Source organism: uncultured Allofournierella sp. (assembly GCA_944382705.1).
Taxonomy (GTDB): domain Bacteria; phylum Bacillota; class Clostridia; order Oscillospirales; family Ruminococcaceae; genus Allofournierella.
Genome location: CALWNE010000034.1, coordinates 47,622 through 64,380 on the forward strand (window position 1 = coordinate 47,622; position 16,759 = coordinate 64,380).

Annotated in this window: 14 protein-coding genes; all 14 read left to right on the plus strand. The window is 58.0% G+C overall.

Annotated elements, in window-relative coordinates:
- Nucleotides 1-50 precede the first annotated feature (50 nt).
- Nucleotides 51-2,132, plus strand: coding sequence for a type I DNA topoisomerase (gene topA, locus ACH2EM_RS05125; protein WP_395151058.1), 2,082 nt, complete (start codon nucleotides 51-53; stop codon nucleotides 2,130-2,132).
- Nucleotides 2,133-2,140: 8 nt separating this feature from the next.
- The gene (gene trmFO / locus ACH2EM_RS05130; RefSeq protein ID WP_395151059.1) at nucleotides 2,141-3,451 is read left to right on the plus strand and encodes a methylenetetrahydrofolate--tRNA-(uracil(54)-C(5))-methyltransferase (FADH(2)-oxidizing) TrmFO; all 1,311 of its coding nucleotides are present in this window, start codon (nucleotides 2,141-2,143) and stop codon (nucleotides 3,449-3,451) included.
- A 68-nt stretch (nucleotides 3,452-3,519) separates the two neighbouring features.
- Nucleotides 3,520-4,527: a phosphate acyltransferase PlsX gene (plsX, locus tag ACH2EM_RS05135; protein WP_395151060.1), complete on the plus strand. Its 1,008-nt coding sequence runs from the start codon at nucleotides 3,520-3,522 to the stop codon at nucleotides 4,525-4,527.
- Between the two features lie 5 nt (nucleotides 4,528-4,532).
- Complete coding sequence (gene rnc, locus ACH2EM_RS05140) at nucleotides 4,533-5,198, plus strand: ribonuclease III (protein ID WP_395151061.1); 666 nt, start codon at nucleotides 4,533-4,535, stop codon at nucleotides 5,196-5,198.
- 35 nt (nucleotides 5,199-5,233) lie between these two features.
- Nucleotides 5,234-8,794 (plus strand): chromosome segregation protein SMC, encoded by a 3,561-nt coding sequence (gene smc / locus ACH2EM_RS05145; protein WP_395151062.1) that lies wholly within the window; start codon nucleotides 5,234-5,236, stop codon nucleotides 8,792-8,794.
- A 76-nt stretch (nucleotides 8,795-8,870) separates the two neighbouring features.
- Nucleotides 8,871-9,806: a signal recognition particle-docking protein FtsY gene (ftsY, locus tag ACH2EM_RS05150; RefSeq protein ID WP_395151063.1), complete on the plus strand. Its 936-nt coding sequence runs from the start codon at nucleotides 8,871-8,873 to the stop codon at nucleotides 9,804-9,806.
- Between the two features lie 12 nt (nucleotides 9,807-9,818).
- Nucleotides 9,819-10,457 carry an RdgB/HAM1 family non-canonical purine NTP pyrophosphatase gene (gene rdgB / locus ACH2EM_RS05155; RefSeq protein ID WP_395151064.1) on the plus strand — a complete coding sequence of 213 codons (639 nt, stop codon included), beginning with the start codon at nucleotides 9,819-9,821 and terminating at the stop codon, nucleotides 10,455-10,457.
- A 75-nt stretch (nucleotides 10,458-10,532) separates the two neighbouring features.
- The gene (locus ACH2EM_RS05160) at nucleotides 10,533-10,838 is read left to right on the plus strand and encodes a YhbY family RNA-binding protein (RefSeq protein ID WP_395151065.1); all 306 of its coding nucleotides are present in this window, start codon (nucleotides 10,533-10,535) and stop codon (nucleotides 10,836-10,838) included.
- A 99-nt stretch (nucleotides 10,839-10,937) separates the two neighbouring features.
- On the plus strand, nucleotides 10,938-11,537 hold the full coding sequence (gene nadD, locus ACH2EM_RS05165) for a nicotinate (nicotinamide) nucleotide adenylyltransferase (RefSeq protein ID WP_395151066.1): 600 nt from the start codon (nucleotides 10,938-10,940) through the stop codon (nucleotides 11,535-11,537).
- Entirely contained in the window at nucleotides 11,534-12,124 is a 591-nt protein-coding gene (gene yqeK / locus ACH2EM_RS05170) for a bis(5'-nucleosyl)-tetraphosphatase (symmetrical) YqeK (RefSeq protein ID WP_395151067.1), read from the plus strand. Before nadD ends, yqeK begins: the two co-directional genes overlap by 4 nt.
- Nucleotides 12,117-13,445, plus strand: coding sequence for an LCP family protein (locus tag ACH2EM_RS05175; protein WP_395151068.1), 1,329 nt, complete (start codon nucleotides 12,117-12,119; stop codon nucleotides 13,443-13,445). Before yqeK ends, ACH2EM_RS05175 begins: the two co-directional genes overlap by 8 nt.
- Before the next feature lie 43 nt (nucleotides 13,446-13,488).
- Entirely contained in the window at nucleotides 13,489-13,848 is a 360-nt protein-coding gene (rsfS, locus tag ACH2EM_RS05180; protein ID WP_395151069.1) for a ribosome silencing factor, read from the plus strand.
- Between the two features lie 88 nt (nucleotides 13,849-13,936).
- Nucleotides 13,937-16,357, plus strand: coding sequence for a leucine--tRNA ligase (gene leuS, locus ACH2EM_RS05185; RefSeq protein WP_395151070.1), 2,421 nt, complete (start codon nucleotides 13,937-13,939; stop codon nucleotides 16,355-16,357).
- Nucleotides 16,358-16,575: 218 nt separating this feature from the next.
- Nucleotides 16,576-16,752, plus strand: coding sequence for a 30S ribosomal protein S21 (rpsU, locus tag ACH2EM_RS05190; protein WP_058963227.1), 177 nt, complete (start codon nucleotides 16,576-16,578; stop codon nucleotides 16,750-16,752).
- Nucleotides 16,753-16,759: the final 7 nt, after the last annotated feature.

Here is a 16,759-nt window from a genome sequence, read left to right on the forward strand (position 1 = left end):
GGGCCTGTACACCCAGGCCCTGCCCTTTGCATTGCAAGGGAGTGTAAACTATGTCAAAATTGGTTATTGTGGAGTCGCCTGCCAAGGCGAAAACCATTCGTAAATATCTGGGCGATGGCTACGAGGTCACCGCCAGCATGGGCCATATCCGGGACCTGCCCGCCAGCCAGCTGGGCATTGATGTGGAGCATGGCTATGCCCCCCAGTACATCAGCATCAAGGGCAAGGAAAAACTTATTAAAGAACTAAAAAGCGAGGCAAAAAAGGCCGAGCAGGTCTATCTGGCAACTGACCCGGACCGGGAAGGTGAAGCCATCAGCTGGCATCTGGCCAACATTCTGGGCCTGGATGTAACCCAGCCCAACCGTGTAACCTTTGGGGAAATTACCCGCAAGGGCATTGCAGAAGGCATGGCCCATCCCCGTGCCATCGACATCGACCTGTTCAACGCCCAGCAGGCCCGCCGGATTCTGGACCGGCTGGTGGGCTACAAGCTCAGCCCCTTTTTGTGGCGCAAGGTACGCCGTGGCCTGAGCGCAGGCCGTGTGCAGAGCGTGGCCGTGCGGCTGATTGTGGACCGGGAGAAGGAGATTGAGGACTTTAAACCAGAAGAATACTGGAACCTGGACGCTACTCTTTCGCCGCCCTCCAGCCAAAAGAAATTTGCTGCCCGCCTGTACGGCACTGCTGCCGGCAAAAAGCTGGAGGTCAAAAGCCAGCAGGAGGCCGAAACCATTGTGCAGGCACTGGAAGGCAAGGACTATACCGTTACCCGCCTGAATAAAGGCAGCCGCAAAAAGGTGCCCGCCCCGCCCTTCATCACCTCCACCTTGCAGCAGGAGGCCAGCCGTCGGCTGGGCTTTACCGCTCTGCGCACCATGCGGGCGGCCCAAACCCTGTACGAAGGCGTGGATGTGGCGGGCCACGGCACCATGGGTCTGATTACCTACATGCGTACCGACAGCCTGCGCATCTCGGATGAGGCAGTGGCCGGCGCCAAGGATTACATCACCGGTGCCTATGGTGAGCGGTATGTCTGCCCCAACAAGCGTACCTACAAAAGCCGCAACGCCACCGCTGCGCAGGACGCCCACGAGGCCATCCGCCCCAGTGTGCCCAGCCTGACGCCGGACGAGGTGGAAAAGAGCATCTCCGGCGATATTGCCAAGCTGTACCGGCTGATCTGGAGCCGGTTTATTGCCAGCCAGATGAGCGACTGCGAGCAGGATACCGTCACCGCCCACATCACCGCAGGGGACTACCAGTTCCGTGCCAGCGGTTATGTGGTCACCTTCGATGGCTTTACCGCTCTGTACGAGGAAGCCAGCGACGACAAAGAAAAAAAGGAAACCTCCCTGCCTCCCCTGGAGGAGGGCCAGGTGCTCAAGCTGCGGGAGCTGAAGCCGGAACAAAAGTTCACCCAGCCCCCCGCCCGCTACACCGAAGCGACCCTGATTCGCAGCCTGGAAGAAAACGGCATTGGCCGTCCCTCCACCTATGCCCCCATCATTACCACCATCATCGACCGGGGTTATGTGGAACGGGAGCAGAAAAAGCTCAAACCCACCCTGTTGGGCCGGGCCATCAATGATTTGATGATGCAGGAATTCCCGGACATTGTGGATGTAACCTTCTCTGCCGGTATGGAAAAGAATCTGGATAAGGTGGAAAATGGCTCGGCCGACTGGCAGCAGACCATTGACCAGTTCTACCAGGGCTTTGCCCAGGCACTGGAAAAGGCCGAAAAGGACATGGAAGGCAAAAAAATCAAGGTGCCGGACGAGGAAACCGACGAGGTTTGTGAGAAGTGCGGCCGCAAAATGGTGATTAAAACAGGCCGGTACGGCAAGTTTTTGGCCTGCCCCGGCTTCCCCGAATGCACCAATACCAAGCGGCTGGTAAAGGACACCGGCGGCAAATGCCCCAAGTGCGGCGGCCGTATGCTGCTGCGCAAGAGTGCCAAGGGCCGGGTGTACTACGGCTGCGAAGGCTACCCCAACTGCGACTTTATGACCTGGGATGAGCCGGTGGCCGATGTATGCGAAAAGTGCGGCGCAACCCTGTTTAAAAAGGGCAGCCGCCTGTACTGCGCCAAGGAAGGCTGCGGATTTGAAAAGCAGATAACCAAATAAGGAGAACTATGGAACAGCGAGTAACAATTCTGGGTGCCGGTCTGGCAGGGTGCGAAGCGGCCCTCTGGCTGGCAGACCAGGGCATTCAGGTGGATTTACACGAGCAGAAGCCCGGCAAGTTCAGCCCCGCCCACAAAAGCCAGGGCTTTGCGGAGCTGGTTTGCTCCAACAGCCTCAAGGCCGACCGGCTGGACTCGGCCAGCGGTCTGCTGAAAGCAGAAATGGACCTGCTGGGCTCCAGCCTGCTGAAGGCTGCCCGTGACTGCCGTGTGGCAGCGGGCGGCGCCCTTGCAGTGGACCGGGATTTGTTCAGCCAAACCGTCACCCAGATGGTGCAGCAGCACCCCAACATCACGGTGCACACCGGCGAGGTTACCACCATCGACCCCCAGCAGCTCACCCTGGTGGCCACCGGCCCCCTCACCGAAGGGGAACTGGCACAGGAAATCAGCCGCCTGACCGGCGACGATAAGCTGAGTTTTTACGATGCGGCTGCCCCCATTGTTACAGCCGAAAGCCTGGACATGGACAAAATCTTTGCGGCCAGCCGTTATGGCCGGGGGGATGCGGATTATCTAAACTGCCCGTTCAATAAGGAGCAGTACGAGGCATTCCATGCCGCCCTGCTGGAGGCGGAGCGTGCCCCCCTTCACGACTTTGACGGCACCCTCACCGTGTACGAGGGCTGTATGCCCATTGAGGTGATGGCCAGCCGTGGAGCGGACACCATGCGCTACGGCCCCCTGCGTCCGGTGGGCCTTACTGACCCCCGCACCGGTCACCGGCCCTGGGCCAATGTACAGCTGCGGCGGGAAAACGCCGAGGCCAGCCTGTACAACATTGTAGGATTTCAGACCAACCTGAAATTTGGCGAGCAAAAACGAGTGTTCGGCATGATTCCCGGCCTGGAAAACGCCGAGTTTGTGCGGTACGGTGTCATGCACCGGAACACTTTTTTAAACAGCCCCCATCTGCTGGACTGGCAGCTGTATCTCAAGCAGCACCCCAATGTGTTTTTTGCGGGCCAGATTACCGGTTTTGAGGGTTATATGGAAAGTGCAGCCTGCGGCCTGCTGGCTGCCCGCAGCATTCTGGCACGGCTCCAGGGCCGCAGCCTGACCATGCTGCCGGCAGAGACTATGCTGGGCCAGCTGGTGCGCTACATCACCACCGAAAACAAGAACTTCCAGCCCATGGGTGCCAACATGGGCATTCTGCCCGGGCTGGAAACTCCCATCCGTGACAAGCGGGAGCGCTACATGGCCCTGGCCCAGCGGGCGGTGGCTGCCATGGAGCAGTGGGCAGCTGAAAGCTGCTGAACCCACCAGGTAAGCGATTGCAAGTTTGAGCGGAATCGTTCTTTGATACAGAAAGGGTGTGCAATTTTATGAAAATCATTCTGGATGCCATGGGTGGCGACAATGCCCCCGCCGAAATCCTGAAGGGTGCGGCTGCTGCGGTGGAGACCTTTGGCCCCAAGCTGGAAATCATTGCAGTGGGCGACGAGCAAAAAATCCGTGCCTGTGCCCAGGAGCTTAAACTGAAGCTGGACCAGATTCAGCTTGTGCATGCCTCCGAGGTAATTGAAATGTGCGACGAGCCTGCAAAGGCCATTCGCCAAAAGAAGGATTCCAGCATGGTGGTGGGTCTGCGGCTGCTGGCCGAGGGCAAGGGCGATGCCTTTGTGAGCGCCGGTTCCACCGGGGCCCTCCATGTGGGCACCAGCCTGATTGTGCGCACCATTCCGGGCATCAAGCGGCCTGCTTTGGCCACCGTGCTGCCTGGCGCCGGCCCCTTTATGCTGCTGGACTCCGGCGCAAATGTGGAGTGCCGCCCCGCCATGCTGGAAGCCTTTGGTGTAATGGGCAGCGTGTACATGGAGCAGGTTATGGGCATTGCAAACCCCCGTGTAGCCCTGGCTAACAACGGTGCAGAAGAAAGCAAGGGAACCCCCCTTTATGTGGAGGCACACCAGCTGCTGAAAGCCAACACCCAGCTGAACTTTGTGGGCAACATCGAGCCCAAGGAGCTGATGCTGGGCAAAGCGGATGTGGTGGTGGCCGATGGCTTTACCGGCAATGTGATTTTAAAACTCACCGAGGGCCTGGCCAAATACTTTGGCAGCAAGCTGAAGGGGATGTTCCAAAGCGGCCTTGGGGGCAACCTGGCCTATCTGCTGGTAAAGCAGCAGGTGGCGGACTTTAAAAAGGGCATGGATGCGGATGAGTACGGCGGCGCCCCCTTTTTGGGAGCGGCAAAGCCGGTTATCAAGGCCCATGGTTCCTCCAATGCACGGGCCATTCATCAGGCCATCCGGCAAGCCATGCTCTGCGTGGAAAATGATTTGTGCGGCGTTATGGCCCGCAACCTGACCCAACAAAAGGAAGAGGGGTGAACCCGATGCATGAATTAGAACGCAAGATTGGCTATACCTTCAAAAATCCTGCCCTGCTGGAAACCGCCCTCACCCACACCAGCTTTGCCAACGAAAGCAAAACCCCCATCCAGCACAATGAGCGGCTGGAATTTTTGGGGGACAGTGTGCTGTCCATTGTGGCGGCGGACTACCTGTTTCATCAGTCCAACGACCAGCAGGAAGGCGAGCTGACCCGTGCCCGTGCCAGCCTGGTGTGTGAAAGTGCTCTGTATGAGTTTGCCAAGGAGATTCATCTGGGCAGCTTTTTGCGGCTGGGCAAGGGCGAGGAACGGGGCGGCGGACGCAACCGGCCCAGCGTGGTATCGGATGCCTTTGAGGCCCTGATTGCCGCTCTCTATCTGGACGGCGGTCTTGAGGTGGCCCGCAGTTTTATCCTGCCCTTTTTGAGCCAGGGCAAAACCGCCGAAGCAGACTACAAAACCCAGCTGCAGGAGGTTATTCAGCAAAATCCCGAGGAACACCTTCACTACGAGCTGGTGGGCGAGCGTGGCCCGGACCACGACAAGCGGTTTTGCATGGCGGTGTACCTGAACTCCAACCAGATTGGCCAGGGAGAAGGGCACAGCAAAAAGGCGGCGGAACAGGCTGCCGCCAAGGAAGCCCTGCGGCTGATGGGCCTGGTGCGCTGACCAGACCCCCGATACACCATACCTAGGAGAGATTTATGCTTTTAAAAGAACTGGAGATCCAGGGCTTCAAGAGCTTTCCAGACCGCATTAAAGTGCCCATCGATAAGGGCATTACGGCGGTGGTGGGGCCCAATGGTTCCGGCAAGAGCAATATTTCCGATGCCATCCGCTGGGTGCTGGGCGAAACCAGCAGCCGCCAGCTGCGTGGCGCCGGTAAAATGGAAGATGTGATTTTTGGCGGCACCCAAACCCGTGGAGCCATGGGCTATGCCAGCGTAAACCTCACGGTGGACAATACCGACCGACGCATTGATGTAAACGCCGATGAGGTGGTCATTGGCCGCAAGTATTACCGCAGCGGCGAAAGTGAGTACACCATCAACGGCAAAAGCGTGCGCCTGAAGGATATTTACGAGTTGTTTTTGGATACCGGTCTGGGCCGGGATGGCTATTCCATCATCGGCCAGGGCCGCATTGCAGAAATCGTGGGTGCCAAAAGCAGCGAACGCCGGGAAATTTTTGAGGAAGCCAGCGGCATTGCCCGTTACCGCTACCGCAAAAATGAGGCGGAACGCCGCCTTGCCAGTGCGGAGGATAACCTGGAACGACTGCGGGATATTCTGGATGAGCTGGCCGCCCGGGTGGAGCCGCTGGAACGGGAAAGCAAAAAAGCCCAGCAGTTTTTGGAGCTTTCTGCCCGCCGTAAGGAGCTGGAAGTCACCCTTTGGGTGGACAGCGTAAAAAACGCCCGGGAAACCGTGCGCCAGCAGCAGCGGCTGTTTGAAACGGCCCAGGCGGACTATAACCGGCTGACCCAGGAGCTGGAGCAGCTGGAGGAGCAAACCCAGGAAATCCACAACCAGATGAACCGGCTTACCATGGAGGTGGAGGACCACAACGGTGAGATTCGCTCCATTACTCAGGAGATGTCCACCAGTGAAAGCCGCATTGCCGTGCTGGAAAACAACATCCAGCACAACCAGCAATCCATCCAGCAGCTGAATGAGGAAATCGCCCAGAGTGAAGCCGGGCGAGAGGGCTATACCGCCCAGATGGAGGAGCACCGCAGCCGCTGCCAGGCCATTGAACAGACCATGGAGCAGCTGGCTGAGGAAATCACCCAGCTGGAACAGGAGCTGGACCGCCTGACCCAGGAGAATGCCCAGGCCGGGCAGCGCAGGGGCCAGGTAAGCGGCCAGCTGGCCCAGGCCAGCAGCACCCAAACCGAAGCAAAGGTGCGGGCTGCGGGCTGCGAAAGTGCGGCCCAAACCACCCTCCAGCGGCTGGAAAGTCTGGACCAGCAGCACGCCGCCCAGGAACAGGTGCTTGACCAGCTGCGGCAGGAGGAGCAGGAAACTGCCCTCTACCTGAAAAAGGTGGAACAAACGGTGACACGGCTGGAAAACATCCGCCAGGGGCTTCAGCTCAAGCTGGACAGCCGCACCACCCAGCTTCAGCAAGCACAGGACAGCCTTCAGCAGGTCACCCGCCAGCGGGAAGCAAACGCCCAGCGGCTGCAGCTGCTCAAGGATCTGGAGCGGAATATGAACGGCTACCAGCACAGCGTCAAAACCGTCATCCGTGCAGCGGAACATCACCGGCTGCGGGGCATCATTGGCCCGGTCAGCAGCATTCTGACCGTAAAGCCCGGCTATGAGGTGGCCATTGAAATTGCCTTAGGCTTTGCACTGCAAAATATTGTGGTGGAAGGGGAGAGTGCCGCCAAGGCCGCCATGGCCTTTTTGCGGGAGGAACGGGCTGGCCGCGCCACCTTTTTGCCTCTGGATACCGTAAAGGGAACCCACTTTGATGCCTCCCGCCTGTCCGGCAGTGCCCGTGTGGCCTCCAGCCTGGTGGAGTACGACCCCAAGTATGACCGCATCGTGGCCAACCTGCTGGGGCGCATCATTGTGGTGGACGAAATCAACGAGGCCAGTCAGGTGGCCCGCCAGCTGGATTACCGCAACCGCATTGTAACAACGGATGGACAGGTGATTAACGCAGGCGGTTCCTTTACCGGTGGTAGCGTAAGCCAGTCTGCCGGTTTGTTTACCCGCCGACAGGAGATTGAGGAGCTGGAAAAAAAGGCTGCCCAGCTGGAGCAGCGTCAGGCAAAAGCCAGTCAGGCTTTGCAGAAGGCCCAGCAGGAGGTGGAGCAGCTTGCAGCCCAGCTGGAGCAGGCCGCAGCCGAAGCAGTAACCGCTGGCGGCGACCGCATCCGGGCGCAAACCGAACTGAGCCGCATCCGCACCGCACTGGAAACAGCCTGTCAGGCAGGCCGGGAGCGGATGGAGCAGCGGGCACAGCTGGAGGATGAAATTCAGCAGCAGCGCAGCGAAATGGCCCGTGCCCAGGCACAGGTACAGCGCCTTACCGGGGTGATTGCAGCCCTGGAGGAGGAACTGCGTCAGCTGGCCGGCAGCGACGATGCCTTTTTGCAGAACCGCTCGGCCCTTTCGGAGCAGCTGAGCCAGAAACGGCTGGAGCGGCTGGCCGCAGAAAAGGACATTGGCCTGCACCAGGCGGCCATCCGGGAGCTGGAAAGCCGCCACGGCGAAAGCCATGCCCGCCACCAGAGCCTGCGCCGCACGGTGGATGAGCTGACGGAACAAAACCAGCAGCATCAGCAGGCCATTGCGGACATACACGCCCAGCGCAAGCAGGACGCCCAGCGCATTCAGGAGCTGGAACAGGCCATCCGGCAGGCGGTGCAGCTGCGTATGGAAAAGGAAGCCAGCATCAGCAAGCAGAGCCAGGCCCAGCGCCAGATTACCGACCAGCGAGAAAAGATGAGCCAGGAAATGGCCCGTCTCAACGAGCGCAAGAGCACGGCGGAAAAAGAGTACGACGAGGTGATTGCCAAGCTGTGGGAGGAGTATCAGCTGACCATGAGCGAGGCCCAGGAGCTTTGCGTACCCTTTGAAAATCTCAACGAACTGCGGCGGCAGGTGGCCGAAACCAGAAGCCGCATCCGCAGTTTGGGCAATGTGAATGTGGGTGCCATCGAGGAGTATCAGGAGGTAAGCGGCCGCTATACCTTCTTGAAAGAACAGGTGGCAGATGTGGAAAAGAGCAAGGCGGAACTCAGCCGCTTAATCAGCGAGCTTTCCAACGAAATGCGCACCATCTTCAGCGAGAGCTTTGCCCAAATCAACCGGCATTTTGCCCGCATCTTCCACGAGCTGTTTGGCGGCGGCACCGCCAGCCTGCGGCTGGAAAACGAGGAAGATGTACTGGAAAGCGGCATTGAAATCCAGGTATCGCCCCCCGGCAAGGTCATCCGCAATCTGGCGGCCCTGTCCGGCGGCGAGCAGGCACTGGTGGCCATCAGCATCTACTTTGCCATTCTGGCAGTCAACCCGGCGCCCTTCTGCATCCTGGACGAGATTGAAGCCGCCCTGGACGATGTGAATGTGGCCCGGTACGCCCAGTACCTGCGGCGCATTACCGCCTTCACCCAGTTTATTGTAATCACCCACCGACGGGGCACCATGGAAGCCGCCGATGTACTGTATGGCGTGACCATGCAGGAGGACGGTGTTTCCAAATTGCTCCGTCTGGACCTGGAACAGGTGGACGCAACGCTGGTTTCGTGATATAAAAAAGATGGATACTTTTGTTTGAACCAGGCCGCTATGCCAGCTTGGAAAACCTGCCAACGAGGTGAACAGCATGGGCTTTTTCAGCCGTAAAGAAAAGAAAGAAAAGATGGATCAGGGTCTGGCCAAGACCCGCAAAGGATTTTTTGCAGGCATTCTGGAGATGCTCAACGCAGGGGACATTGACGATTCCATGTACGATGACCTGGAGGAGCAGCTGATTTTGGCAGATACCGGCGCCGACCAGGCACTGCGTCTGGTGGAGGAGCTGCGTACCCGTGTGCGCAAAGACCGCATCAAAACCGCTGCGGATGCCCTGAAAGCTCTGAAGGAAATCATCCAGAAGGAGCTGGAAGCAGACCAGCCCATGGACCTGTCCGGCCATCCGGCGGTCATCATGGTCATTGGCGTAAACGGTGTGGGCAAAACCACCAGCATTGCCAAGCTGGCCAAACTCTACAAGGACCAGGGCAAAAAGGTGCTGCTGGCCGCTGGCGATACCTTCCGTGCCGCCGCTGCCGAGCAGCTGAGCATCTGGGCTGGCCGGGTGGATGTGCCGGTAGTCAAGCACAACGAGGGGGCCGACCCCGCTGCGGTGGTGTTTGATGCGGTGCAGTCTGCCGCCGCCCGTGGCTACGACATCGTCATCTGCGATACCGCAGGCCGTCTGCACAACAAACAGCACCTGATGAATGAGCTTGCCAAGGTAAGCCGCAGCGTGCAGAAGGCTTGCCCCACCGCCAGCATGGAAACGCTGCTGGTGCTGGATGCCATCACCGGCCAGAATGCCATCAGCCAGGCTTCCCAGTTTGTGAGTGCTGCCAATGCCACCGGCATTATCCTCACCAAGCTGGACGGCACCGCCAAGGGCGGCTCGGTGATCAGCGTTAAGCAGAAACTGGGCCTGCCGGTGCGGTTTGTGGGTCTGGGCGAAGGCGTGGACGACCTGATGGAGTTCTCTGCCGAGGATTTTGTAAGTGCCCTCTTTGCCGAGGACAGCAACCGCTAAAAGGAGACTACCATGGTACTTTGTGCAGCAACCGGCAATGCCGGTAAATTGCGGGAACTGCGCCGCATTCTGGAGGCTCAGGGCCATACCGTTAAAAGCCAGAAGGAGCTGGGCATTACCCTGGAGCCGGAGGAAACCGGAACCACTTTTGAGGAAAATGCCCTCATTAAAGCCAAGGCCATCTGCCAGGAAAGCGGCCTGCCCACTTTGGCCGATGATTCCGGCCTGATGGTGGATGCCCTCAACGGCGCACCGGGGGTATACAGTGCCCGTTACTGTGGCCGCCATGGGGACGATGAGGCCAACAACCAAAAGCTCCTGGCCGAAATGGCTCAGGTGCCGGAGGGGCAGCGGGGCGCACAGTTTGTGAGCGCCGTTTGCCTCTACCTGCCCAGTGGCCGGTACATCACCCTCACGGGCACCTGCAAGGGCAGTATCTGCCGCCAGCTTGCGGGCAGCAATGGCTTTGGATACGACCCCCTCTTTGTGCCGGACCAGGTAGGCCTGGCCGAGGGCGGAACCGAACCGAACCGGCAAGCCCTTACCTATGCTCAGCTGGAGGATTTTCAGAAGGATGCCATCAGCCACCGTGGCCGTGTCATGGCACAGCTGGACCAGCAGCTGGCAGCATTTTTGCAGCAGGGAGAATAAGTGCCTGCTGCCCCTGGGGCCGTGGGGCACAGCAACGGCCGGTATGTTATAACCCAAAACAAAAAGGAGAACACTATGCTCACTAGCAAACAACGGGCTGCCCTGCGGGCTGCCGCCAACACCCTGGACCCTGTTTTTCAGGTAGGCAAGGGCGAAATCGACGAGGCACTCATCAAGTCCACTGCCGACTGCCTGGCTGCACGGGAACTGATTAAGATGAAGGTACTGGAAACCAGTATGTACAATGCCAAGGAGGCCGCCAACATCCTGGCCGAAGAAACCGGTGCAGATGTGGTACAGGTGATTGGCTCCAAGTTTGTGCTGTTTCTGCCCAAAAAGAAGGAATCCAAGTTTGCCGATGTGCTGAAAGCAAACCGGTAATTTCCGGCGAGATTGAAAGGGCATGGCATCCTGCTTCGTTACACAAACAGATACAGGAGGGCACTGGGCCCCCGTACCCAACAAAAGGAACGATATTCCATGAAACTGCTGCTTTTTGGCGGAACCTTTGATCCGCCTCATCTGGGCCATGTTCATCTGCTGCAAAGTGCCATCCAGGCAGTTCAGCCAGACCGGGTTGTGGTTATGCCGGCGGGCATTCCGCCCCACAAGGCGGCCAGCAATACCCCTGCAGCCCTTCGGCTGGCCATGTGCCAGTGCTTTTTGGGGCTGCATCCCAATTTGGAAATCAGCGATTGGGAGATTTTGCGGGGCGGCAAAAACTACACCATCAACACCGTGGATATGCTGCGCCAGCGCTGGCCCCAGGCCCGTATCTACCTAAGCATTGGCAGCGATATGCTCACCACCTTTACCCAGTGGCACCGCTGGAAGGAGCTGCTGGGCCGTGTGGTGCTGGTGGTGCAAAGCCGCTATCCCCAGGATATGCCCCAGCTGCAACAGGCCGCTGCATGGCTGGAACAGCAGGGGGGAGAAATTCTGTTTGCCCAGGCGCCGGTGCTGCCCGCTGCATCCAGCGATGTGCGCAGCGGCCGCCTGGGGCTGGAGGCTCTGCCGCCGCTGGTGCAGCAGATTGTGCAGGAACATCATTTATACCAACAGGAGGCCAGTGGTTCATGAATCTGGAACAAGCCGAAAAGATGGTCAAAAAGACCCTTTCCCGCAAACGCTTTACCCATACCATGAATGTAAAAAAGGCGGCGGTGGAACTGGCAAATCGCTACGGAGCCGACCCCGACAAGGCGGCCTTGGCGGCGGTTTTGCACGATGCAGCCAAGGAAATGCCAAAAGATGAGATGTTGCGGATCTTACAGCAGAATGCTATAATAGCACAAAATGCCCAGTTCAGGCCTACACCGGTCTGGCACGGCGTCTGCGCTGCAATTCTGGCTCAAACCCAGTGGGATATTACCGACCCGGAGGTACTCAGTGCCATTGCCTGCCACACCACCGGCAAGCCAGGTATGTCCAAGCTGGATAAAATCATCTATTTAAGCGATATGATTAGTGAGGAGCGGGACTATCCCGAAGTGCATCAGCTGCGCCGCATGGCCCAGGAAAACCTGGATACTGCCGTGTGCACAGCCGTTGCAATGAATCTGGAATGGATGCGTGAATGCGGCAAAACCATCGATCCACTGTCGGAACAGGCATTGCTGGATTTGCAGCGCCTTACCGACCCGAGGGAGGGCAACTGCCATGAATGAACCCAGACAGTCCCGGCGGCTGAACACATCCGGTGCATCCGGACGCACCTCTGCCGGCGCACAAAACAATGCCGGTCGGCGCATTAACCGAACCGACGCAAACACAGGCCGCACCGTATACCAGGCCCCGGCCCAGAACACTTCCGGCGGCAATTCCCGGTATACCTACCGCAGCCAGCAGAGCGCACCAGGCCGAGCTGCTCGTCCTGCAGCCGAGCGGCCCGCTCCGCAGCCGGCTGCCCGGCATGGCAAACAGAAAAAGAGCGCCCTAAAAGGGATTCTTACCGGCCTTATGACCTTTGTGCTGGTGCTCTGCGTGGGCCTGTTTGGCCTGTACCAGTGGGTGGTGCGCAGCATCAGCCCGGAAGGCGGCACTCCCACCATCAGCGAATTGATTAATACCCCCAGCGAATACAAGGGGGATGTGATTAATCTTTTGATTTGCGGCATCGACTATGAGGAAGGCCGGGCCTATTCCAACGACCCGGAATCCAACGATGGCATGACCGATATGATCATGTACATGAACTTTGATGTAAAAAACAAAAAGATTAATCTGCTGCAAATTCCCCGCGATACCTATGTGGGGGAGAATTATAATACCGGCGGTACCGGCAAAATCAACGCCGTTGCCCTTAAAAACGATGGCATAGCCAGCCTGGCCCAGGCCATTAGCGAGCAGTACAAGCTGCCCATCGACTATTACTTTACCATCAATATGCAGTCGCTGAAGGAAATTGTCAATCTGTTTGGCGGCATTGAGGTATACATCCCCCGGGATATCGAGTACAACGGCAGCAAGCTGTTGCAGGGCTACCGCAATCTGGATGGCGACGCTGCAGAATTTTTGGTGCGCAATCGCCACGGCGATGGTTATGCCCAAGGCGATATTGCCCGGCTGGATATGCAGCGGTATTTCTACCAGGGCTTGTTCAAGCGCATTCGCACCGCCACCGTGTGGGATATTGCCAAGCTTATGCCGGTGGTGCTTAACTATGTAACCACCGATGCCCCCGGCTCCACCCTTATCAGCCTGGGCGTAAGCTTTTTGCAGGTGGACAGCGCCAACATCATGCTCTGCAAGGTGCCCACCGCCAGTGCGGCTCAATATTATAATGGGCAGTACTCCATCCTGGTTTGCGATGCGGACAAAACCCGTGATTTGCTGAACACCTATTTTAGAAGCTACACCGGCCCTGTGGACCAGCTGGATATTCCCACGCTGCCCACCGCAGGCGCTTCCAGCGATCCCAATGTGCAGTATATGGGTCAGTTGGATACCGCTGTTGACGATGCACTGGCCACCGAGGGCGCAGCCTGACAGCCTGCCCGCTGGCCGTTTACCTGAAAGGAGAAAACAACCCATGGAACAATTACAGCTTGCCACCAGCATTGCCAAGGTGCTGAACAGCAAAAAGGCAGCCGATATTAAGGTACTCAAGGTTCACGACCTGACCGTGTTGACCGACTATTTTGTGATTGCCACCGGTACTTCCAGCACCCATGTAAAGAGCCTGGCCGAGGAAGTGGAGTTCCAGCTGGAGCAGCAGGGCATTCATGCAACCCGCAGAGAAGGCTACGACTCCAAAAACTGGATTCTGCTGGACTACGGCACCGTCATCGTGCATGTGTTCTACCCCCAGGCACGGGAATTCTATGATCTGGATCACCTGTGGGCGGATGCAGAGGAGTGCACCATCGACCTGGAAGATCAGGAACAGTAATCAAACGGGACTGCCGGCCCCAGTGGCTGGCCCGGTTCCGTTCGGGCAGCACAGGCTGCTTTGAAATTTTGGTTGGAGTTGATATTAGGTGAAATACGATTTTAAAGCCATTGAAGCAAAATGGCAGAAGGTATGGCAGGACGAAAAAACCTTTGCCGCACACATCGACCACAGCAAGCCCAAATTCTATGGCCTGGTGGAGTTCCCTTACCCCAGCGGCCAGGGTCTGCATGTGGGCCATCCCCGCAGCTACACCGCCCTGGACATTGTGGCTCGTAAAAAGCGTCTGGCTGGCTACAATGTGCTCTACCCCATGGGCTGGGATGCCTTTGGCCTGCCCACCGAAAACTTTGCCATGAAGCACCACATCCATCCGGAAGTGGTAACCCGCAACAATGTGGCCCGTTTTAAAAGCCAGCTGCAGGCTCTGGGTCTTTCCTTTGACTGGGACCGGGAAATCAATACCACCGACCCCAGCTATTACAAGTGGACCCAGTGGATCTTTTTGCAGATGTACAAGCACGGTCTTGCCTACAAAAAGGAGATGAGCGTGAACTGGTGCACCAGCTGTAAAGTGGTGCTGGCCAACGAAGAAGTGGTGAACGGCTGCTGCGAACGCTGCGGCGGCGAGGTGGTTCACAAGGTAAAAAGCCAGTGGATGCTGCGCATCACCGCTTATGCAGACCGCCTGATTGATGATTTGGAAGGTCTGGATTTCATCGAGCGTGTAGCCACCCAGCAGAAAAACTGGATTGGCCGCTCCACCGGTGCCGAGGTGAACTTTACCACCACCACCGGCGAAACTCTTACCGTGTACACCACCCGCTGCGACACCCTGTTTGGTGCCACCTACATGGTGGTAAGCCCCGAGCACGCACTGGTGCAGCAGTGGCTGGAGCAGGGCGTTATCCAGAACGCCCAGGCTGTGCGGGAATACCAGGAGCAGGCTGCCCGCAAGAGCGATTTTGAGCGCACCGAGATGAACAAGGAAAAAACCGGTGTCTGCCTGCAAGGCGTGCGGGGCATTAACCCGGTAAGCGGCAAGGAGATTCCCATCTTTATCTCCGACTATGTGCTGGCTACCTACGGCACCGGCGCCATCATGGCCGTGCCTGCCCACGACAGCCGTGACTACGACTTTGCCAAGGTGTTTGGCCTGCCCATTGTGGAAGTGGTCAAGGGCCACCAGCCCAGCTGCCTGGACAAGGAAGCCTTCACCGACACCGACACCGGTGTGCTGGTAAACAGCGACTTTTTAAACGGCCTGTCCGTAGAGGAAGCCAAGGCAAAGATGATTGCCTGGCTGGAGGAGCATGGCAAGGGCCACGCAAAGGTAAACTTCAAACTCCGTGACTGGGTGTTCAGCCGCCAGCGTTACTGGGGCGAGCCCATTCCCATGATTTACTGCGAAAAGTGCGGCTGGCAGCCTGTACCGGAAAGCGAGCTGCCCCTGAAATTGCCGGAAATCAGTGATTTTGAGCCTGGCGAAGGCGGCGAAAGCCCCCTGGCCCGTCACACCGAGTGGGTGAGCACCACCTGCCCCTGCTGTGGCGGCGAGGCCAAGCGTGAAACCGATACCATGCCCCAGTGGGCTGGTTCCTCCTGGTACTTCCTGCGTTACATGGACCCCCATTGTGATACCGCCCCTGTAAGCCCGGAGGCTGTGCAGTACTGGGGCCCGGTGGACTGGTACAACGGCGGCATGGAGCACACCACCCTGCACCTGCTGTACAGCCGCTTCTGGCACAAGTTCCTGTACGATATCGGCGTAGTGCCCACCAAGGAGCCTTACAGCAAGCGTACCAGCCACGGTATGATTTTGGGCGAAAACGGCGAAAAGATGAGCAAGAGCCGAGGCAATGTAATCAATCCGGATGATGTGGTTGCAGAGTACGGTGCCGACACCCTGCGCCTGTACGAGATGTTCATTGGTGACTTTGAAAAGGCCGCTCCCTGGTCCACCAAGTCCATTAAGGGCTGCAAGCGCTTCTTGGACCGCTTGTGGGGCCTGGGCGAGATGGTGGTGGAAGGCGAAGGCTACCGCAAGGAGCTGGAGACCCCCTTCCACAAGACCATCAAAAAGGTAGGCGAGGACATTGAGGTGCTCAAGCACAACACCGCCATTGCCTCCCTCATGAGCCTGCTCAACGACCTGTACGCTGCCGGCGGCGTTACCCGTGACGAGCTGCGCACCCTGCTGATACTGGTAAACCCCTTCGCCCCCCATATCACCGAGGAGATGTGGCAGCAGCAGGGCTTTGAAGGCCAGATTGCCCACGCCCAGTGGCCTGCCTACCAGGAAGAAAAATGTGTGGAAAGCACCGTGGAAATTCTGGTGCAGCTTAACGGCAAGCCCAAGGCACGGCTGCAGCTGCCTGCTGGTCTGGACCAGAACGGCCTGCTGGAGGCCGCAAAGGCTGCCCCGGAGGTAGCTCAGGCACTGGAAGGCAAGACCCTGGTTAAGCAGATTGCCGTGCCTGGCAAGCTGGTAAACCTGGTGGTTAAATAAGGGCAGAATACTGCCCAATCAACCCACTGTCGATGTTTTTTAGAGGGGCTGTCCTTGGGATTTTTATGCAAAGGACAGTGCACCAAAAAACTTTTGAAATAGGCAAAGATTTTTGTTGACAGAATGAACTGGGGCATAGTATAATCGATATGTTGAATACTCTTTTGTAAAGAGGAGAACAACGAAACTCCTGCCTCAGGTCCAAGGGAGGGAATAAGATGTCGGAAATTCGTGTCAAGGACAACGAGTCGCTGGAGAGCGCGCTGCGCCGTTTTAAGCGTTCTTGCGCCCGCAGCGGTGTGCTTGCCGAGGTTCGCAAGCGTGAAGCTTACGAGAAGCCCTCTGTGCGCCGCAAGAAGAAGTCCGAAGCTGCCCGCAAGCGCAAGTTTAAGTAATTGCGGT

Excerpts from the sequence above, each read along its gene's own strand:
- topA (WP_395151058.1), top strand. The coding sequence starts at position 51 with ATGTCAAAATTGGTTATTGTGGAGTCGCCTGCCAAGGCGAAAACCATT.
- trmFO (WP_395151059.1), top strand. The coding sequence starts at position 2,141 with ATGGAACAGCGAGTAACAATTCTGGGTGCCGGTCTGGCAGGGTGCGAA.
- plsX (WP_395151060.1), top strand. The coding sequence starts at position 3,520 with ATGAAAATCATTCTGGATGCCATGGGTGGCGACAATGCCCCCGCCGAA.
- rnc (WP_395151061.1), top strand. The coding sequence starts at position 4,533 with ATGCATGAATTAGAACGCAAGATTGGCTATACCTTCAAAAATCCTGCC.
- smc (WP_395151062.1), top strand. The coding sequence starts at position 5,234 with ATGCTTTTAAAAGAACTGGAGATCCAGGGCTTCAAGAGCTTTCCAGAC.
- ftsY (WP_395151063.1), top strand. The coding sequence starts at position 8,871 with ATGGGCTTTTTCAGCCGTAAAGAAAAGAAAGAAAAGATGGATCAGGGT.
- rdgB (WP_395151064.1), top strand. The coding sequence starts at position 9,819 with ATGGTACTTTGTGCAGCAACCGGCAATGCCGGTAAATTGCGGGAACTG.
- ACH2EM_RS05160 (WP_395151065.1), top strand. The coding sequence starts at position 10,533 with ATGCTCACTAGCAAACAACGGGCTGCCCTGCGGGCTGCCGCCAACACC.
- nadD (WP_395151066.1), top strand. The coding sequence starts at position 10,938 with ATGAAACTGCTGCTTTTTGGCGGAACCTTTGATCCGCCTCATCTGGGC.
- yqeK (WP_395151067.1), top strand. The coding sequence starts at position 11,534 with ATGAATCTGGAACAAGCCGAAAAGATGGTCAAAAAGACCCTTTCCCGC.
- ACH2EM_RS05175 (WP_395151068.1), top strand. The coding sequence starts at position 12,117 with ATGAATGAACCCAGACAGTCCCGGCGGCTGAACACATCCGGTGCATCC.
- rsfS (WP_395151069.1), top strand. The coding sequence starts at position 13,489 with ATGGAACAATTACAGCTTGCCACCAGCATTGCCAAGGTGCTGAACAGC.
- rpsU (WP_058963227.1), top strand. The coding sequence starts at position 16,576 with ATGTCGGAAATTCGTGTCAAGGACAACGAGTCGCTGGAGAGCGCGCTG.